The 19,481-nt window shown below is 53.7% G+C and carries 18 protein-coding genes; 11 read left to right on the top strand and 7 right to left on the bottom strand.

Annotation, left to right across the window (positions count from 1 at the left end; all coding sequences use genetic code 11):
- Positions 1-47: 47 nt before the first annotated feature.
- Complete coding sequence (locus tag HMPREF2804_RS03320; protein WP_070627292.1) at positions 48-1,442, top strand: TY-Chap domain-containing protein; 1,395 nt, start codon at positions 48-50, stop codon at positions 1,440-1,442.
- A 145-nt stretch (positions 1,443-1,587) separates the two neighbouring features.
- Here HMPREF2804_RS03320 and HMPREF2804_RS03315 read toward each other — a convergent pair whose 3' ends face one another.
- Both HMPREF2804_RS03315 and HMPREF2804_RS03310 read right to left on the bottom strand, forming a co-directional pair.
- Positions 1,588-3,060: an amino acid permease gene (locus HMPREF2804_RS03315; protein WP_070450816.1), complete on the bottom strand. Its 1,473-nt coding sequence runs from the start codon at positions 3,058-3,060 to the stop codon at positions 1,588-1,590.
- A 504-nt stretch (positions 3,061-3,564) separates the two neighbouring features.
- The gene (locus tag HMPREF2804_RS03310; protein ID WP_070627290.1) at positions 3,565-5,028 is read right to left on the bottom strand and encodes an amino acid permease; all 1,464 of its coding nucleotides are present in this window, start codon (positions 5,026-5,028) and stop codon (positions 3,565-3,567) included.
- Positions 5,029-5,413: 385 nt separating this feature from the next.
- On the opposite strand from HMPREF2804_RS03310, the gene HMPREF2804_RS03305 reads away from it, so the two are divergent.
- Together HMPREF2804_RS03305 and trmB are read left to right on the top strand one after the other, a co-directional pair.
- Positions 5,414-5,818, top strand: a complete 405-nt coding sequence (locus HMPREF2804_RS03305) for a hypothetical protein (protein WP_070627288.1) — start codon at positions 5,414-5,416, stop codon at positions 5,816-5,818.
- 124 nt (positions 5,819-5,942) lie between these two features.
- Entirely contained in the window at positions 5,943-6,761 is an 819-nt protein-coding gene (trmB, locus tag HMPREF2804_RS03300; protein WP_070627429.1) for a tRNA (guanosine(46)-N7)-methyltransferase TrmB, read from the top strand.
- A 160-nt stretch (positions 6,762-6,921) separates the two neighbouring features.
- On the opposite strand, the gene HMPREF2804_RS03295 is transcribed toward trmB, so the two are convergent.
- The 4 genes from HMPREF2804_RS03295 to dnaK all read right to left on the bottom strand — a co-directional run bounded on the left by HMPREF2804_RS03295 (position 6,922) and on the right by dnaK (position 11,050).
- Entirely contained in the window at positions 6,922-7,377 is a 456-nt protein-coding gene (locus tag HMPREF2804_RS03295; RefSeq protein WP_070627286.1) for a heat shock protein transcriptional repressor HspR, read from the bottom strand.
- Positions 7,378-7,380: 3 nt separating this feature from the next.
- Positions 7,381-8,421, bottom strand: a complete 1,041-nt coding sequence (locus HMPREF2804_RS03290; protein WP_070450824.1) for a DnaJ C-terminal domain-containing protein — start codon at positions 8,419-8,421, stop codon at positions 7,381-7,383.
- A gap of 203 nt (positions 8,422-8,624) precedes the next feature.
- Positions 8,625-9,197 carry a nucleotide exchange factor GrpE gene (locus tag HMPREF2804_RS03285; protein ID WP_070450826.1) on the bottom strand — a complete coding sequence of 191 codons (573 nt, stop codon included), beginning with the start codon at positions 9,195-9,197 and terminating at the stop codon, positions 8,625-8,627.
- A gap of 2 nt (positions 9,198-9,199) precedes the next feature.
- The gene (gene dnaK, locus HMPREF2804_RS03280; protein ID WP_004006017.1) at positions 9,200-11,050 is read right to left on the bottom strand and encodes a molecular chaperone DnaK; all 1,851 of its coding nucleotides are present in this window, start codon (positions 11,048-11,050) and stop codon (positions 9,200-9,202) included.
- A 604-nt stretch (positions 11,051-11,654) separates the two neighbouring features.
- On the opposite strand from dnaK, the gene HMPREF2804_RS03275 reads away from it, so the two are divergent.
- The 8 genes from HMPREF2804_RS03275 (at position 11,655) to HMPREF2804_RS03240 (ending at position 18,587) form a co-directional block, all read left to right on the top strand.
- Positions 11,655-13,298, top strand: coding sequence for a pentapeptide repeat-containing protein (locus HMPREF2804_RS03275; RefSeq protein WP_083308338.1), 1,644 nt, complete (start codon positions 11,655-11,657; stop codon positions 13,296-13,298).
- An 81-nt stretch (positions 13,299-13,379) separates the two neighbouring features.
- Positions 13,380-14,813, top strand: a complete 1,434-nt coding sequence (locus HMPREF2804_RS03270) for a pentapeptide repeat-containing protein (RefSeq protein ID WP_070627284.1) — start codon at positions 13,380-13,382, stop codon at positions 14,811-14,813.
- Positions 14,814-15,201: 388 nt separating this feature from the next.
- Positions 15,202-15,429 (top strand): hypothetical protein, encoded by a 228-nt coding sequence (locus HMPREF2804_RS03265; RefSeq protein WP_070627282.1) that lies wholly within the window; start codon positions 15,202-15,204, stop codon positions 15,427-15,429.
- Positions 15,430-15,589: 160 nt separating this feature from the next.
- Positions 15,590-16,069 (top strand): low molecular weight protein-tyrosine-phosphatase, encoded by a 480-nt coding sequence (locus tag HMPREF2804_RS03260; RefSeq protein ID WP_246824113.1) that lies wholly within the window; start codon positions 15,590-15,592, stop codon positions 16,067-16,069.
- Between the two features lie 3 nt (positions 16,070-16,072).
- The gene (locus HMPREF2804_RS03255; protein ID WP_083308337.1) at positions 16,073-16,720 is read left to right on the top strand and encodes a nucleoside/nucleotide kinase family protein; all 648 of its coding nucleotides are present in this window, start codon (positions 16,073-16,075) and stop codon (positions 16,718-16,720) included.
- A 160-nt stretch (positions 16,721-16,880) separates the two neighbouring features.
- Positions 16,881-17,084 (top strand): hypothetical protein, encoded by a 204-nt coding sequence (locus HMPREF2804_RS03250; protein WP_070627278.1) that lies wholly within the window; start codon positions 16,881-16,883, stop codon positions 17,082-17,084.
- Positions 17,085-17,244: 160 nt separating this feature from the next.
- Complete coding sequence (locus HMPREF2804_RS03245; protein WP_070627276.1) at positions 17,245-17,670, top strand: regucalcin; 426 nt, start codon at positions 17,245-17,247, stop codon at positions 17,668-17,670.
- 17 nt (positions 17,671-17,687) lie between these two features.
- Positions 17,688-18,587, top strand: a complete 900-nt coding sequence (locus tag HMPREF2804_RS03240; RefSeq protein ID WP_070627274.1) for an aminotransferase class IV — start codon at positions 17,688-17,690, stop codon at positions 18,585-18,587.
- A gap of 92 nt (positions 18,588-18,679) precedes the next feature.
- On the opposite strand, the gene HMPREF2804_RS03235 is transcribed toward HMPREF2804_RS03240, so the two are convergent.
- Positions 18,680-19,480: an energy-coupling factor transporter transmembrane component T family protein gene (locus HMPREF2804_RS03235; RefSeq protein WP_070627272.1), complete on the bottom strand. Its 801-nt coding sequence runs from the start codon at positions 19,478-19,480 to the stop codon at positions 18,680-18,682.
- Position 19,481 lies beyond the last annotated feature (1 nt).

Raw genomic sequence — 19,481 nt, 5'->3', positions numbered from 1 at the left:
CATGACGGTAGCCGGTTCACGGTGGAATGGCTGAAAGAAGGTTTCGCATGTATGGTCGTGCTGACGATCGCGCACAGGCGCCTTCACGTTCGTCTTTGCCGCCGGGGTACGCGGAATTTCATCAGCAGTTTGGCACGCTGATTACCGCCTTGGCTGCGCAAGGCTGGACTCCGAGCGAAACGCACCGGCGTATTCGTGTTCTTTTTCCGCAGGTTAACCGGGAACATCTTGATTTTGCTTTAGATTCTGGCATGTGGGAGTTTGGTTCGCACGGCGAGCAGACTCCCACCCATGTTTTGCTGGCGACCGCCGTCTGGTATGCGGTGGCAGAGGCTTACGGTCTGGCACCGGATGGTTCCTACGCCGCAACAACTCTGGATGCAACGGTCATGGCGGATATGCTGCGCTTATTGGAGAGTGCACGGGTTTCACCGCAGAATATCGCCCTGATTTTAGGGAAGGTGGGCGCTGGGCTCAAGTACCTGGCGCTGCATCCGTATACGCAGCTTGATGAGCTTACCTACCGCGATGTATGCCAGCATCTTCCGACTGAGTCCCAAGACGTAGCGCACGGTTCGTTTGTATGGCCGCCCTCCTGCGAGAGCATTCGTGATCAGCTGGGCGATGGCGGGTGGTCAACCGCCATGCTGCGCACCGGTGTGTGTCCGCCCGATTATGCGGACTACAACTGGCAGCTGGGCGGTACTTCGCTCACGGATATGGAGTTCCGCAACCAACTGGGCAGTTTCATGAGTTACTGTATTCGGTATGATCGGCAGCCGACGGTGCTTGCCTACGGAACCTGGTCTACCATGCGCAGTAATCTGGGCCGGGTGCCGTTTCTGGCGGCGGTGCGCGCGAAATATGGATCGTGGCGTACCGCCTTGCAGGTGGGCCGCACAATGGTGACCGATGCCCTGCAGATGACGAAGAGAGAGGTCGCACCGGTGCGGGTGCCGCCGCATCCGCCAAGTATTTCGCCCGAGCAGCTTGCGGTGCAGGGTATTGGGGTTGTGAAATCTGAGCAGACGGTTTCTGCCCGCGACCGTTGGGACGAGGTGACGAACTCACTCGGTCAGCGTTTGGCGAGCCTGCCCTGGAGCAGGCATCTGCGCACCTACTATGTGCTCACGGGTGCCGCGAATGCTAACGCAATGCCGCTTGTGTGCATCTACCGCTCCCCCGCCGGGTTCCTGTGCGAAATTGCGATGGAGGCTGAGGTTTTGCCCAAGTTCAGTACCGACTACCTGCGTTCGCACGGGTGGGCGGCGCCGACCCCCATGCAGCCTATGTGGAACCGGAATGTTTTTGACCCTCATGAGGCCGCGCAGGATGTGGTGCAGGCAATGCGCTGGGGTATGGGCTGTTCCCGCTGGGACTACTACCGCACGGATGACCTGGTGTTGGATGCCGAGGATACCTCGGGCACCGAAGCCGGTTAAGCCGGGGCGCGAATTCTTCCGTTTCTCCTCCCCTATCACGCTAAAAGGCTCTTGATGTGAAAAAGCGCTAGTAACGCCGCCCCATTCACATCAAGAGCCTTTTTATACCGGAAGTAATGCGGAACAGATATCCGCCGGAGTATCCTTACTTGTTGTTCTTCGGTGCCTTCATATCCACCACCGGATGCGACTGCGTAATACTGGTCTCCGGGATTTCGGGGTTGATGCTGTTCTTCACAAACCACCCGATAGTCAGCAGAATGAACCAGATGGGCATGAGCATCAAACCGGTGAGAGTGTCTTTATCGGTAGCAAGAATCCCAATGATGAAAGCAAAGAACGCAAGCACGATCCAGCATGCTACCACGCCGCCGGGCATGGGGTAGGTGGTCTCCCGGTGCAGGTTGGGGCGCTTTGCACGGTAGCACAGGTAGCTGACGAGGATCATCGACCATACGAAGATCACAAGTACTGCCGCCATCGTGGTGACCAGCGTGAACGCCTCAATAATCGAGTCGCCAGCATAGAGCAGGGCAATACTGGAGAGCAGCAGAATCGAGGTGAGGAACAGTGCGTTGCGGGGCACACCGCTCCCGGAAAGGTTACCGAGGAACTTCGGGGCGTAACCTTCTTGGGAGAGACCGTACACCATGCGCGAGGTCGAGAAGATACCCGAGTTCGCCGATGATGTTGCCGAGGTCAGCACCACAATGTTCACGATATGCGCGGCAATAGCAATACCGGCGAGGGTAAACATGGTCACGAAGGGGCTCTTGGCCGGATCAATTTCACGCCAGGGGTTTACCATCAGAATAACGACCAGGGCGCCCACGTAGAAGATGAGAATACGAACCGGCACGGAGTTGATAGCCTTCGGCAGGGTCACCGTAGGGTTCTGGGTTTCGGCGGCGGTAGTACCTACCAGCTCGGACCCCATAAAGGCAAAGACCGCGATCTGGAAGGCGCCTAAGAATCCGGTGGCACCGTTAGGGAAGAATCCGCCATCGTTCCACAGGTTGGCTACCTGAGCATGAGCACCGCTGGGTGTCGTGAAGCTTGTGGCAACCATAATGGCACCCACGATAATAAGGGCGCAGATGGCAACAATCTTAATCATGGCGAACCAGAACTCGATCTCACCGAAGTTCTTCACCGAGGGCAGGTTCAGCGCCAGCAGCGCAATAATCACGACGAGTGCTGGAACCGCTTTCGGTAAATCGGGCCACCACAGCTCGGTATAGCCCACGATCGCGATAATATCTGCGACTGCGGTGACCACCCACATGAACCAGTACGACCATCCGAGGAAAAACCCTGCGGGGCGCCCGATCAGGTCGGTAGCAAAGTCTGAGAATGACTTATATTTCAGGTTTGATAGAAGGATCTCACCCATCGCACGCAGCACCAAGAAGATTGCGGCGCCGATAACCATGTAGACCAAGAGGATAGATGGACCAGCTTTAGAAATTGCTTTACCGGAACCCATGAAGAGCCCGGTACCAATAGCACCGCCAATAGCGATGAGCTGGATGTGTCGGTTGCTCAGCCCGCGGTGCAGTTCTTCAGCATTATCTGTCGTGTCTGCCGCCGATGCGGCATTATCGTGAGGTTGCTGCATGACAGTTCCTCTTTCGTGGTTGGGTCCCGCAGCCAAGCGGGACAGCCCCGGCTTTCGGGGCGGCAAGTGCAGCACTCAGCCCGTAAGATACGGTGAGCTATCACAACTTTTGAATATATATTCTACATAACAGGGACGGTATTGTGTAATTATCTCCAGGAAGTGTGTCGCGTATCTATAGCATGCGTCACGAATAATAAATTCTTTATGTCGAAGCGCAAAAAAATTTCGGAAGAAATCTACGAAAAACCCTTGACAATAAGCCTTACTTTCGGAAAACACGGCACGCGTGAGGTACGTCCCTTTATTGCCCAACTCGCCACATCCTCAAAAGAAAAATTCTCATCATATATGATTTCTATACAAATTTAAGAATATCTATACATATTGGGGTATGTTCTGGTACATGCCGTATGTCATCGCCCCCAAAGACACAGCGGGCGGGATGCCGAACGTTTTCTCTACGCACCGCATCCCGCCCGCTAATGAGGAAAAATAAACTCGCTACTCAGATTCCACCCGCGCCGACTCCGCAAGAAGGCGCTTACGCGCATGACGGCGCACCATAATCTCGTACCCAAGCTCAACCCCGATAAACCAGATAGGGCTAAGCGCCAGAGCTAACCCGGTTTCTGGCTGCAAGCTCAGGGCGTAGATCATCAGAGCGAAGAACACCAAACCAACCCAGCTCATCGTGCGGCCAAACGGCATTTTATACTGCGAGGCTTCATGCCGTTTAGAGAACTTCTTGCGGTATACCAGGTACGACACCAGAATCATCGACCACGTGAAAATACCCATAATTGAGGCCACCGAAGTCACGACTGTAAACGCTTCCAGAAGCTCACGCCCAAACGCCAGCATCACCAGACTGAAGAGCAGAAGAACCGTCGTTAGGTACAGGGCGTTCGTGGGCACGCCGTTCTTCGAGAGCTTCTTCAGGAAGGAAGGCGCATTCCCATCCTCCGCCAGCCCATACACCATGCGCGAGGTCGAAAAAATACCTGAGTTCGCCGAAGACGTTGCCGACGTCAGCACCACAAAGTTAATGAGCGATGCGGCAATTGACACACCCGCCAGTGAGAACATCCCCACGAAAGGACTCATATTAAGGTCGAGTTTATCCCAGGGAGTCACCGCAAGAATCGCCGACAGCGGCAGCACATAGAACAGCACCATGCGCAGCGGCACGGCGTTAATTGCGCGCGGCAGGGTACGTTCGGGGTTCTTTGTCTCTGCCACGGCGGTACCCACCAGCTCAGCGCCCACGAACGCGAACAACGCAATCTGGAACGCACCTAAGAACCCCGTCAGACCGTGAATAAACACCCCGTTGCCCGATGGTCCCGGACGATCCCACAGGTGCGTGATCGAGGAGACCGTTCCATCCGGGCTCGTAAACCCGAACACGACCATCACGGCACCCACGGCGATAAGCGCCAGAATCGACACGATCTTAACCATGGCGAACCAGAACTCGATCTCCCCGAAGTTTTTCACCGACGGCAGGTTCAGTGCCAACAGCGCCCCGATCACAATAAGTGCAGGAATAAATGAGGGCAGCTCGGGGAACCAGTAATGCGTGTAATCCGTAATCGCCAGCACATCCGCAATACCCGTGGTCACCCAGAAGAACCAGTACGACCAGCCGACGAAAAAGCCCGCGCGAGTACCCAAAATATCAGATACGAAATCGGTAAATGACTTGTACTTAGGGTTCGACAGCAGAATCTCGCCCATCGCACGCAGCACAAAATAGATAATGATGCCAATAATCGCATAGACAAATACGATGGAAGGTCCCGTGAGCGAAATAGTCTTCGCCGATCCTAGAAATAACCCCGTACCAATTGCACCGCCGATAGCGATGAGCTGGATATGCCTGTAACTTAAGCCACGCTGCAGGCTCTCTTCACCCGTGGAACTCTCATTCTCGGTAACTGTATGCTTGGAAGGCCGCTGTGTCACTATTCCTCTTTTCTGTGTGTGCTCTGCCCTGCGGGCTACAACCTCGACAGGAAGCCCCGACCTTCGGGGCATCACGATGCAGTTCAGATTTTCGCACGAGCACGGCTCACGGAAAATCGCATCGTTACGCCATGACTACACAGAATTCTACCCGCAAAAGGCGCCTGCACCGATTACGTCTTAGGCACTGGGAGCGCGGCAACACGCCGAGGGCGCATCTCTACTCTCCCGCTAAAACGCTGAAAAATAATGCTTACCGCAAAAATTATGTTAAAACTTTACGATTAAATAAACTTTCCTGAGGTTTGCCGCTACAATTGCAATGCCCGATGTGGAAATACCGCATCACTCATCTCATCACAAAACATCAGGAGGACACTCACTCATGGGTAAACTATCAAATGCTGCACTGCGTCTCACCGCTGGCGCGCTTGTGCTCGATGCGGGAGTCAAGAAACTCGGCGCCGACGAAGGTACCTACGCATATCTGCAGCAGATGGCAGCAACCGGCGTTCCCGCCGTCGCCAAGCTGGAGCCGAAAACCTTCGGCAAACTTATTTCATACTCAGAAACCGCACTCGGCGCCACCCTGCTGACCCCCTTTATTCCTGCCCGCCTCGCGGGCGCGGGGCTGACAGCCTTCGGCGCGAACCTCATGACCATGTACTTCCGCAACCCCGATATGCATGACGGCGCATTCCGGCCCACTCAGGATGGGCAGCAGCTCGCCAACAACATCGTGATTCTCGGCGCGGGTCTGGCGTTGCTGTTCTCCGACAAGAAGAAGTAGCCTGCACGGCGAATTTGCGGTCGCAAAGGCCAAACGGGGGCAGTTTCTTCAGTACAATGAAAAACTGCTCCCGAAATTTTTAACAGTGCCTCCCTCCACGCGCCGCTACGTTATCCTGATAGGTATGTCATCTCAAGAGCAGAACGCGCAGACCACCGCATCGACCAACGCCGATGCACCCCAGACGCCCGAGAAGAAAACGGTACCACCCGAGTTCTTCCGCCAGCCCTACTCCTTCGTGCGCCGCGGCGACCGCCTGACCTCGCGCCGCCAAAAAGCGTGGGACACCTACTCCCAAACCCATGTGCTCGACATACCCCGGCTGCGGGCAGATACCTCTGTAGCCCCCGAAGCCACCTTCGACCCGGTCACAATCTACGGGCGCGAAGCCTACCAGGTTGTCGAGATCGGTTCCGGGCTGGGCGAAGCAATCGTGCACCGCGCCTCCGAAATGCCCGAGGCAAACTTCCTTGCCGTTGAAGTCTACACCCCCGGCATTGCGGATCTGCTGCTCAAGATGGGGCAAGCCGGGGTTGAGAATGTGCGCGTCGCTCAGGCTAACGCCCCCGAACTGCTCGATAACATGCTGGAAGAAAATTCGGTCGATGAGCTCTGGGTTTTCTTCCCCGACCCTTGGCACAAGTCACGCCACCACAAACGCCGCCTGGTCTCCCCCGCTTTTGCCGACAAGGTTGCGCGCGTGCTCAAACCCGGCGGAATCTGGCGCCTTGCTACCGACTGGGAAGAATACGCTCACGTGATGCGCGATGTCATGGAGGCACACCCCGACTTCGAGAATCTGCATGCCGGTGAAGGCGCTACCGAGGACGACCCCGTCGGCGGGTGGGCGCCGCGCTGGGAGGGGCGCATCCTCACCAGCTTTGAACGGAAGGCTCGTGAGGCGGGCCGCTGTGCCCACGACCTGACGTATAGGCGTAAATAAGTTATCTGCTGGGGAAAGGGTAACGATACCTTCCGGCGACGCCATCGAATAAAGCTAGGGAGATAAAGCAAGAACCGCTTGCCTAGCAAACGGTTCCAGATGCTCTTTCAGCATCTTGGCTGATGAGCTATATCAACCGTACCACACTGGCTGTCCGCCCCTATTTCTGCCGGTACAGCACCACCGCCGAGGAGCGTTTGCGCGGTGCCGGGCGCTGCCCCCGCTGGATGTTCACCACATCCCCGCGGGTGCTGGCTGCGAACACCCGTTCCGCCAGCCCCAGCTTGGCGTGTGCATCCTCAAGCTGAGCCTGCAGGCGGGCGATGTGCTCCTGGTGTTCTTCCACCATCTCTTCAAGCTCAATAATTCGGCGGATTCCCTCAAGCGAAACGCCTTCCTGCGAGAGCTGCTGAATACGCTGAAGTAAATCCACATCGCGCTGCGAATAGCGCCTGGCCTTACCCGGCGCACGCGAAGGCTGCACCAGCCCCAGGCGGTCGTATTGGCGGAGCGTCTGCGGGTGCATACCCGCCAGCTCCGCCGCCACCGAAATCACAAAAACCGGCCTGTCGGTGCTGTAGGCAGACGCCGATGATTGCTTACTATGGGCACTCATAAGCTACCTAACTTTCTTCAAAAGGTCCTCACGGGGGTTCTCCTGCGGCGCCAGGGCAATGAACTTCTCGAAGGCTTCCTTCGCTTCATCGCTCAGGTTCTGAGGCAGGTGCACCTCAGGGATCACCAGCAGGTCGCCGGTGCCCGACTTGGTTTTGAACCCGCGTCCTTTCGCACGCAGTTTACGACCCACACTGCCGGGGGTTAGTCGCAATTTGACGGTTTTACCGCCGGGTACGGGCACTTCCAGCACACCGCCATTGACGGCTTCCTCTAGGGTCACGGGGGCGCGCAACACTAGGTTGTTTCCCTCGCGGCTGTAGTGCGGGTCATCCGAAACGCGCACGGTCACCATCAGATCGCCGCCGGTGCCGGGGCGTCCCTTACCACGCACACGCACTTTCTGCCCGTCCTTCACACCCGCCGGGATGCGCGCCTCAGTACTCGTGCCGTCCGGCAGGAACACGGTCGCCTTGGTGCCCGTGTACGACTGCGGCAGGGTAATACGTGTGCTGGTGGAGAGGTTATTATCCTGCGGGGCACGCTGCTGCCTGCCGCCGAAGCCTTGAGCTCCCCCGAACCCGGTGGCATCCCCAAAATCGGCACTCGTGAACCCGGCGGTACGGCGTGAACCACCCGCGCCGCCAACGCCACCACCGAAGAGTCCACCGAGCAGGTCTTCAATGTTGATACCTTCGCCACCGCCGCTGGTCGTGAAATGCACGTTTTGGCCGTTAAATCCGCCGAACCCACCGGCACCACCAAATCCGCCAGCGCCGCCTCCGAAGCCGCCATTAGCGAACCCTGCGGCACCGTATTTACGAATCTGGTCGTATTCTTCGCGCTGTTTCTTATCCGAGAGTACATCGTAGGCTTCGGAGACTTCCTTGAATTTCTTCTCGGCTGTCTCGTTCCCGGGGTTTAGGTCGGGGTGATATTTGCGCGAGAGTTTGCGGTAAGCCTTTTTAATATCAGATTCAGAGGCGTCTTCTTTCACGCCGAGGGTTTTGTAAAAGTCTTCTGACAGCCAGTTTTCGCTTGCCATGTAAGTTCTCCTTCCCCGTCGTCCGGGGTTCTTGTAACGCCCCGTCCAAAGGGGCACAACCTTAGTTTTTAATCCTATATAAAGTTTAGTCTACTAGACTCAATTTTGGAAGAGAAATCCCGTAGAAAACCGCGGAAATATACGGTAAACGGGCGGGTTCTCAATTTCTCAAGAACCCGCCCGTTGTGTGCTCTACGGAGCGTTTACTCGGCGACAGCCACCGCAACTTGGGCGGTGCGCACCACGCGATCATTCACGCGGTACCCGTATCGCAGAACCATCGAAATATGGTCCGGTTCTACCTCTCCGGTTGGCTGCTGGAGCACCGCCTCGTGAATATTCGGGTCGAAGGGCTCGCCCACCTCGCCGAAGCGTTCCACGCCTTCCTTCTTGAGAGACTCCTCAAGTTTGGCAGCGATTGCAGCGAAGGGACCTTCCTGCAGGTCACCGTGCTTGCGTGCGGCGTCAATATCGTCGAGCACCGGCAGAAGCAGGCTCACAATATCGCTCGCCACAAACTCCCGCAGCTGCTCCTTCTCGCGGGCGGCACGGTTCTTAAAGTTTGTGAACTCCGCCTGCAGGCGAAGCAGGCTGTCCAGGCGTTCTGCCGCGAGTTTCGCATCCTCTGAGGGTGCTTCCTCACTCGGCTCGGGGGTTTCCCCCGCCGCAGCATCGGCTACGGCAGGGGCTTCCTCAGCCTCGGGGTGACCCTCGGCGGCGGGGGCGTTGAATGCCTCCTCCAGTGGGTCTCCCGCAGTGTTCTCGTGTTCAGCCATGATTACTTCTTCTCGTCTTCGTCCTCGTCGATAACCTCGGCATCTACCACATCTTCGTCATCTTCCTTAGAGGAAGAAGCGGAGTCTGCGTTAGCCTCTGCCTGTGCGGAAGCGTACAGAGCCTCGCCCAGCTTGGTCTGGGATGCCTGCAGCTTCTCAAGAGCAGACTTCACGGCATCGTCATCATCGCCTTCAAGAGCCTTCTTGAGCTCATCGACATCGCCCTGAACCTCAGTCTTGACGTCTTCGGGCAGCTTCTCGCCGTTCTCCTTCAGGAGCTTATCGACGGAGTATGCCACAGACTCGGCTGCGTTACGGGTGTCGGCTGCCTCACGGCGTGCCTTATCCTGCTCTGCGTGAGCCTCAGCATCCTTGACCATGCGGTCAATGTCTTCCTTCGAGAGGGAGGTACCGCCGGTGATGGTCATGGACTGCTCAGCACCGGTACCCTTGTCCTTTGCGGAGACGTGCACAATGCCGTTGGCGTCAATATCGAAGGTGACCTCAATCTGGGGTACGCCGCGCGGTGCGGGGGCGATACCGGTCAGCTCGAAGGTACCCAGGTTCTTGTTGTCGCGGGTGAATTCGCGCTCACCCTGGAACACCTGAATCGACACGGAAGGCTGGTTGTCTTCAGCGGTCGTGAAGGTCTCAGAACGCTTGGTCGGAATAGCGGTGTTGCGCTCGATCAGCTTGGTCATCACACCGCCCTTAGTTTCGATACCGAGGGACAGCGGGGTCACGTCGATTAGCAGAACGTCCTTACGGTCGCCTTTGAGTACGCCTGCCTGCAGGGCTGCACCCATTGCCACAACCTCATCGGGGTTAACACCCTTGTTGGGTTCGCGGCCGGTGAGTTCCTTCACCAGGTTAGCCACGGCGGGCATACGGGTGGAACCACCCACGAGCACAACCTCGGAAATATCCGAAACCTTGATGCCTGCTTCCTTGATAACGTCCTGGAAGGGCTTCTTGGTGCGTTCGAGCAGGTCGCTGGTGAGGTCCTCAAACTTTGCGCGAGAGAGCTTCTCGTCCAAGTGAATCGGACCTTCGGGGGTTACCGAGAGGTACTGCAGCGAAATGTTGGTGCTGGATGCGCTGGAGAGCTCCTTCTTAGCCTGCTCAGCTGCCTCCTGCAGACGCTGCAGAGCAATCTTGTCTTTGGAGAGGTCTGCACCGGTCTTGGACTTGACCTGCTCAAGCAGCCAATTCACAATGCGCTGATCCCAGTCGTCGCCACCCAGACGGTTGTCGCCGCTGGTTGCGCGCACCTGAATGGTGGAGAAGCCATCTTCGTCCTTGCCAACTTCAAGCAGGGAGACGTCGAAGGTACCGCCACCAAGGTCGAAGACAAGAATCAGTTCGTCTTCTTTACCCTTGTCCAGACCGTATGCCAGTGCAGCTGCGGTTGGCTCGTTCACGATACGCAGAACGTTCAGACCTGCGATTTCGCCGGCTTCCTTGGTGGCCTGGCGCTCAGCGTCGTTGAAGTATGCGGGAACGGTGATAACCGCATCAGTCACCTTGTCGTTTAGGTATGCTTCAGCATCATTCTTGAGCTTCTGCAGAATACGTGCGGAAATTTCCTGCGGGGTGTATTTCTTGCCGTCAATTTCCGTCGTCCAGTCGGTGCCCATGTGGCGCTTGACGGACGAGATGGTGCGATCAACGTTAGTGACCGCCTGGCGCTTTGCTACGCTGCCCACCAGAACGTCGCCATCCTTGGAGAATGCGACCACGGAGGGGGTGGTGCGGGCGCCTTCAGCGTTAGGGATAACTTCCGGTTCGCCACCTTCAAGGGTGGATACGACCGAGTTAGTGGTGCCGAGGTCAATACCAACTGCACGTGCCATGTTTTGTACTCCTTAGTGTTATGCCCCGCTTCTTGGCGAGGCGGGTTCCTTGGTTAAATCTTCGGGGCGTAAGGGGGTTTAGGCCGAGCGCATGCACGGTGAAGATGTGCTGGGATGCTGCCCGGTGAGTGACCCCTTGAGCCTCATGTACTCAAGTTTTACACATGTTTGGATGGATGTCAACAGACTTGAGTGAAAAAGACTCAACTTTTTTTCGCAGGGTGGGCGAAGGGTTAGTTTGGACAGGGTGGATACGTGCGTAAGTAGTGCGAGGAGCGGCTTATGTATATACGCAGCTTGCCAAAGATTAGAGATTAAGGAAGCGAGAAAATTATGTTCCACACCCCTGCAGGCAAAGTGAAATCAATTTATGCCAGCAGGTTTGTGGAGAACCAACACGAGCCACCTTCTAAAGTTAGCCCCGGAGTAAGAGAATTCCGAGGTGGACAAATATTACCAACTTTACAGGCTCCATAACACAATACCTCAGAAAATCTGCTTTATCTTGATGTTGAGCGCCAATAAATCCCACACTTTTACCTCTCCTACCCTTAACATATAAGAAGTTCTTTATTTTTAATCAAGGAAAGGATTAAATATTGTGATGCAACAAGCTTTAGAAAATGTTAATAATATAATCGAGCAATCTACAGCCAAGATTCAAGAGTTCATCACTTGGGTCTCGATAAATAAAAATGCACTGTACATAATTATATTAGTCACAGCAATTTCCATTATACTTCTAATTATAGGATATATCATAAAACTTCTAAAGAAAAAGTGGAATATTTTTTTCTATATTTGTATTTTTACACTAATGGTGTTAGGTGGGTTCTGGGCTTTCTTATTTCCAATAGCTATAAATTCAGGATTTAATAAAGATGATGACGGTCCCGTCTTACGCCAGCTGTTAATCTATGTAACAGGTGGCATTCTTGCTGCCATTACCCTGGGGGAGACTCACCGAAAGAACACTCAAGAGAAGCAAAAGAACAATCGAGACCATGAACGTCAAGTTCATGCCGAGCGTCGGTCTCGGTACACCCAAGCGGTAGCACAACTGGCCAGTATTCAGGCACCAATACGTATGGGGGGCGTATACACCCTCGTCGGACTCGCTGATGAGTGGCTTGCAGATGAATCACTTAACGGAGCTGAGCGTTATAAAGAAGGGCAAATTATTATCAACAACCTCTGCGCCTATATCCGTTCCCCTTTCCCACTATCAGAACAATACGATAAACTAAAACTTACCTACAAGGAATATAAGAAAAATCAAGACACTAAAAAACCAATATACCCTCGAAAAAAATTTATGAAATACCAAGCTCTTTTCCGCGAAGAGAGGGAAGTACGTATAGCAATTCTTGAAGAAATAACTAACAGACTTGGTGAAATAACCACAATGATCTTCAAAAAAGGGACAAAGATTAAGCCTGGTGACTGGTCATGTTTTGATTACGATTTCAGGAACTCTATATTTTTCTACGATGTAGTTTGTAAAGATATTATATTTTCTTGTTCTTTTTCGGGATCAGTGTTTCTTGAAAAGGCTTTTTTTGCCAATACGGAGTTCAACTACAAATCTGATTTTGCCGAAACAAATTTCAAACATGATGCTGACTTCTCTGGAGCAAAGTTCAAACAGGATACCTATTTCTCAGGAGCAACCTTCGAAAAATCCACTAACTTCTCTGGAGCAAAGTTCAAGGGATTCTCTGACTTCTCTGGAGTAAAATTCAAACAGGATACCTATTTCTCAAAAGCAACCTTCGAAAAATCCACTAACTTCTCTGGAGCAAAGTTCAAACAGGATACCTATTTCTCAGGAGTAACCTTCGAAGAATTCACTGACTTCTCTAAAACAACTACCTTCAAGAAACTAGCTAGCTTCTCCGGAACAACCTTCAAACATAATGCTAATTTCTCTGGGGTAAAGTTCAATGGATTAGCTGACTTCTCTGGAACAACGACCTTCAAACAATACACAAACTTCTCCGACGCCACCTTTGAAAAAGGGATAAATCTCTCTGAAGCAATAATTGAACAAGAAATTCATTTCACCAGAGCAAACTTCTCTTACAAAGTTGATCCGAAATCCTACAACTTCAATTTCGCCCCCGATAGCCCCTTTAAAATTACAACTAGGGAAGAGAGGCACGATGGAAGGAATTTCATAATTCCTAAGGACGCAGAGCTCTTTGACCCACATAAATCTTCTGAGCCTGAAAATGATGATGAAAGCTAAAATTTTGTGCATAAAAATATAACAAATTATATTTCCATCTAAACAAAAACCTGTCCACCACAGCAAAGGAGAAAATCCAATATGGCAGAAACGTCAAGAGAACATGAAGAAGCTAACGCCACTAATCCTACTAGTAAAACTGAAAGATTTGTTAGCAAGTACTTTGTACGACTATTAGTTAGCCTCGCAGTTGGCGGCGGAGCTTTGGCGATTTTGGGACCTTGGATACTCTATATGCTCGGCTGTACTGATAGCACCGATTCAACGCTCCGCCTTCACATTCTATATATGATAGGCGGGGTTATTGCAGTTCTGGGACTAGTCGAAACACATCGTAAGAACACTGTAGACCGTGAAAAAGCAGAAGTAGAAAAAGAGAACTACAAGAAAACACAGACTCACCAAGCCAGTATTTTGGAAGAGCAACAGCGCCAGTTCAACGCGACGATGGATCAAGAACGCGAGAAAATCGAATCCGATAGGATCAAAAACAACCAGGATCATATACGCCAAGTACACTCTGGGCGACGCAGTAGGTACACCACAGCAATTGAGCAACTATCCAGCAACAAGGCTTCTATTCGTCTCGGTGGAGTCTATGCACTTGTTGGACTTATTGATGAATGGCTAGCAGACGAATCGCTTAAGGAAGATGAGCGTCAAAAAGAAGGGCAGATAATTATCAACAACCTTTGCGCTTATATCCGCTCATCCTTTGATCTTGCCATCAGGCATCAAGAGTTCTCCCAAGACCAAGCTCCTGAAAACTATGAGGGAGGAACAAAGCAGTTCAACGAAGACCAAGGAAGATTTCACGAAGAACAAAATATACGCCTAGCGCTTATGCAGGAAATACGAGACCGCCTACGTAATCGCCTCCACAGCAAAGAGAAAGACTCCGGGCCTTGGTCAAACTTTGATTACAACTTTACAAATGCTATATTCTTCTACGAACTTGACCTCCGTGGAACAAGATTCACCGGTGAAGCTAATTTTACCGACGCAAAGTTTAATGAAATAACTATATTCTCTGGAGCAAGCTTCAAAAGCAGAGTTAATTTTACTAAAACAAAATTTATTGAAAACGCCACCTTTGATTGTACATCCTTCTCTGCTGGTATTAATTACAGAGATATACCATTTACCCAATCAGATTTTCTTAAAGATGTAACGTTTAAAAACGCAACATTTAATGGTAGAGCTGACTTTACTGAATCAGCTTTCAATAAAAATGCCATTTTTGCCGAAGCAGTATTCAATAAGAAAGATTTTTATTTTAATGGAGGTGCAAAATTTACTGGCGCGCAATTTGCACAAGAACCTAAATTTGGTGATCTAACAGTAATGGAATATACCTCACGGTTTGCATGTGGCTCAGAAAATGAATTTAGCGTTGCTAAAGGTAGTTCCATTATAGAAACTGAAGAGCACCGTAGCCCAGATGGAACCATTACTACTATTCCAAAGGGATGCATTGTCTTTGATCCTGAAACTAGAAAATTATTTAATGAATAAAATGCTATGACTCAAAGATTAATCAGAGATTTCAAATATGCGATTGTCCTACGGATATGTCAGTAGGAATATAATATTATTCTCTAGATTTTATGATTATGTACTGTAAATTTTCAGCGCACATATGCACAGTTATGAGATGAAGAGTTTTTCATTTTCATATCGGAAGAAATAGGTAAATGTTTATAAGCATCGATAGCTATCGATAGCTACGGTCTGCACATGTAAAAATATGAACCGGCTGCACCCCTATACAGGGACATAGGAAGGCTTCCTGTTACGGCGTGTTAGGGAGTGAGATCTGGCCAACATAGTTGGGGATCTAGTACTACCGATTAAATAACATCGTTCAAGATGCGTTTACACACAGACCACGAAAGGGTCCGTCATGTCTCGCTCCTTTACACGTTATTTCACCTCTGTTCTTGTCTTTATGTTCGCCCTGCCCATTGGTACTCTCCTGTTCGACGGTTTTGGCTCCGGGCGGGGGTTTGCAGCGGGCATGGCTGTTGCAATCATCTGCGCCACATTCACCTACATTTTCTGGCCCAAGTCCCTGCAGGAATCCGCCTCCACGCAGAAATCCTCAGGCTCCTCACAGTCCGCATCTGAATAACGCATAAGCTGTATTCCGCCCCTTGGGAAATATGCGGAATACAGCTGAGGCTGCATTATTTAGCTAAAACCCACGATGATGCCCCTAGTCAGCAGTACCGTGACGCATCGCCGCGTCTTTCCAGTACCGCTGATTTACACTTAACACCATGTACCGCATCATGACTGTCTGCACCGGAAATATTTGCCGCTCCCCCGTGGGCGAGTACCTGATTCGTGAGCACGCGCGCCAGGCGGGGCTTGAGGTTGAGGTCGCGTCCTCCGCCATCACGGACTACGAAATCGGCAACCCTATCGACACCCGCGCCGGGCGCATACTCACCGCGCGCGGTATCGACCCCAGCGGGCACCGCGCATCCAGATTCGTTGCCGAAGACTTCGACCGCTACGACCTGATTCTGGCGATGGACACCCCGCACTACATGCACCTGAAACAGCTTGCGCGCACCGAGGACGACAAAGCCAAAATCCGCATGATGCGCTCCTTCGACCCCGCGATGGCGGGTAAAAACCTGGACGAACTGGGCATCTACGACCCCTGGTACGGGCAGATGCGCGACTTCGAATACACGACCGAGCTTATCGACACCGCGGCGCGGGCGCTGATCGCCGAGCTGAGCGCGACCCCGCAGGAAAACTAGCGCATGGGTGTGTGGAGCACAGGTTTCGGCAACGGCTACGAGACCAACGACGTTGAAGAAATCTTGGAATTCTGCCTGAAAACATGCCACGAACTCGCCCTGCCGTCCACCGACGAAGACGGGAGGTCGCTCGATACCAACGTCTTCAACGCCACCGCATTACCGATGATCATCGGCATCGACGGGCGCAGCGGAAGCGGCAAAACAAGGCTCTCCGAGCTCCTAGAGCAGTCCTTATCCGCCGAAGGAATCGGTGTGCGCGTGCTCAACCTCGACTCCATCTACCCCGGCTGGGACGGGCTGGAAGAAGGCACGAAAACGTGGCAGAAAATCTCGCGGAACCTGCGCAACGGCAAGCCCGCCAGCTACCGAGAATGGGACTGGCACGCGGATGCGCCCGGCCCCAAACACACGATCAACCCCGCCCAGGAAACCGTGATTATCTGTGAGGGTGTGGGGGCGATCGCCGGTACCTGCGATGTGCGCATCGTGGTGAAGGCACCCGACGAGCTGCGATACAGGCGGGCAATAGACCGCGACGGCGAGATGTACCGCCCGCATTGGGAACGCTGGGCGGCGCAGGAAGAAGCCCTCTTCGCCACCTACTCCGCCAAGTATGCGCAGGCAGATTTTACCTACCGCACGGCGTAGCCCTCTGCACTGCCGTTTGCTATACCCCGTGCTTACCCTCCCTGAGATAAAGAGACTTGTTCGTGAATAAAGAGTTATAAATCCCGCTTTATTCACGAACAAGGCTTTTTATGTGCCCAGCGGCGGCAAAAAAGTTTAGCACCCACGCCACTTACGCCGGATGCGCGCATCCGCCGTCATGGGCACGATTCAGGCGCTTCTGGGCGGACTTGCAGCCCCCTTGGTTTCGATGGGCGGCGAGGGTTCCTATATGCCGATGGCGTTCTCAATTCTGGGCTTCGCACTGATGACCGCGTTTGTGCTCTTCACAACCCCGCGTAAGGATGCCGACTATGCGGCAGACGGCGGCGAAGGTGGGCGCTAACGCTTCGCATCGAGCGTGTTAAGACGTTGATACCCAAGAAGCGGGTTTTTGCCGAAAAGATGAAAAAATATCATCATTTTCGAGCAGAAACTCGCTTCTTCTCGTAATCGCCCTAGCTGCTGGTATTCTGATAAATCCTAAGATTTTAAGGAGGCTGACCGTGAGCCCCGACGAAAACCTCACAAGTGCAGAGATCATTAAACGGTTCAATCACTTCTACGACTGCTGGCTGGATTCGATCACCGTAACCTATGCAAGTGGAACAGCTGTTCGTCTGCGATTCTGCGCGGTGGACTGGAACCATGTAGACGGCGGCTGGGAGAAGGCCGCTAACGACGATGTATGGCGGAACGTCACCGTAACCCTGAAAAATATTTCGGACTACCGGGTGCAAGGCCCGTTCATCAGCATATGCAGCGGAGTTCATACTCTCGAACGGGACGGCAAAATCGGGCTCGACATCGAAGGGTACAATGACAACCCCGAAACCTTCGAGGACATCGCCGAGGCAGACATATACTTTATCGCCGAAAGCGCCACCTGGGAGCTGGGTCCGCTCGGCGTTCACTGCTGTGAGGGCACGTGAGCCACTACACTGGAAACATGACTAGTTCCGTAATGCTCCTAAATTCAGAGAACCCGCAAGGCGTTGCCGTAGACCCCACCCAACCGCTTATCGGCGTGGAAGACCAAGGATTTACCCGTGGCGACGGCGTTTTTGAGACCATGCTCGCCGTTGATCGGCGGGTGCGAAAACTTGATATGCACCTCGCCCGACTCGAATCTTCGGCGCGTATGCTCGACCTGCCCGAACCCGACCTGCACCAGCTTCGGGATGCGCTGGCAAACCTCCTCGCCCAGGCCGTGCCCGGCGCTCACACGGAACTCGGCGAAGAGCATATTGTCAAAATCATTATCTCGCGCGGGCTGCCGAATGCCTCTGCGGGAATGCCCGCCGGACCATACACCCTGCTCATCGCATCCCCGGTGCCCGAAACTACTGTGAATCAGCGGCAGAACGGCGTGAAGGCCATGCTGCTGCCGCGCGGGCACGACCCCGCCGACAACACCGCATACCCGTGGCTGTTGGCGGGCGCGAAAACACTGTCGTACGCGGTCAATATGGCGGTTTTGCGGTATGTGCACAGCCGGGGTGCGGATGACGCGATTTTTATGACCGACAACCGCCGCATTCTGGAAGGGGCAACCTCGTCGGTGCTGATGGCGCGTATCGAAAACGGTGTAAAGACGCTGTACACCCCCGAACCGAACCACGGAATCCTGCCCGGTACCACGCAGGGCGCTATTTTTGAGGCGGCGCGGCGCGACGGCTGGGAACTGGGCTACGGCCCGCTGTACCCGCAGGATCTTTTCGAGTCAGATGGGGTTTGGCTCGCCTCCTCGGTGCGTCTGCTCGCCCCCGTCACACACCTGAACGGTACGGCGTTAGCGCACGATGCGCAGCTCACGCACCGGTTCTTGGAATACCTGGCACAGGGCTAAGGTACAGGGGTAGCGGCGCAAGGCTGATATTTGCGCCGCGCCTTTACCCCGGTTTTTTCAGAACCGAGTACTTAGCGGCAGCTTCGGTGCGGCTACTGCCACAAGAAACGCAGAGTTCCTAGCCCCAACGAAACCCCGTAAGCGCACACTACGATCACGGCGGCGGCAACCGCAACATACGCATCACGCCGGGAATAGGCGGGCACGCGTGCCCAGGAGCGTTTGCCGGTGCCGAAACCACGCGCCTCCATTGTGACCGCAAGGCGCGAACCACGGCGAATTGCCTGTACCATGAGTGCGAAGGCCTGCCCGGCACCGGTTTTGATGCGCCCGATCGGGCCCTGACCCGCGCCCAGCCCGCGTGCGCGCCGCGCCTGCCCCAGCGTATTCCACTCCCCAAATAGGATGCCGACAAGACGTAACGCCGCCAACGCGGCAAGTACAAAACGGGCGGGCAGGCGGAAAGTTTGGGCAAGCGAATCGCCCAGGTCAGTTGGGTCTGTTGAAAGCACAAACGCGAAGGTCGGCAGAATCATCGCCAAGGAACGAATCATCATCGAAAACGCCGCCGCGAGCGACCCTTCCGTGATGGTGTTCAGCCCAAAATCGAGCAGAACGGCACCGGTTTTATTGACAAGAATTGCCACACTCCAGCCGGTGGTCAGCACCGCGATCAGGATAGGCCAGCTGCGCGCCAGCAGATTCACAGGCCGAAACCCGACCGCGATGAACCCCAGCAGTTCCAGCCCAAATATGATAGCCGCGGTTACCGGGTCTTGAATGAGGATTGCCGCAAGAACCAGCACGCCCGCAACCACTAATTTGACGCCCGCGTTAAGCCCGCCAAACCAGCTGTTGCGCTCGGCACTCGGCCCGAAAAAATCGGTATTCATG

Source organism: Rothia sp. HMSC065G12 (assembly GCF_001811455.1).
Taxonomy (GTDB): Bacteria; Actinomycetota; Actinomycetes; order Actinomycetales; family Micrococcaceae; genus Rothia; species Rothia dentocariosa.
The sequence above is the reverse complement of the archived record's forward strand: the minus strand, read 5'-3'. Positions and strand labels throughout refer to the sequence as shown.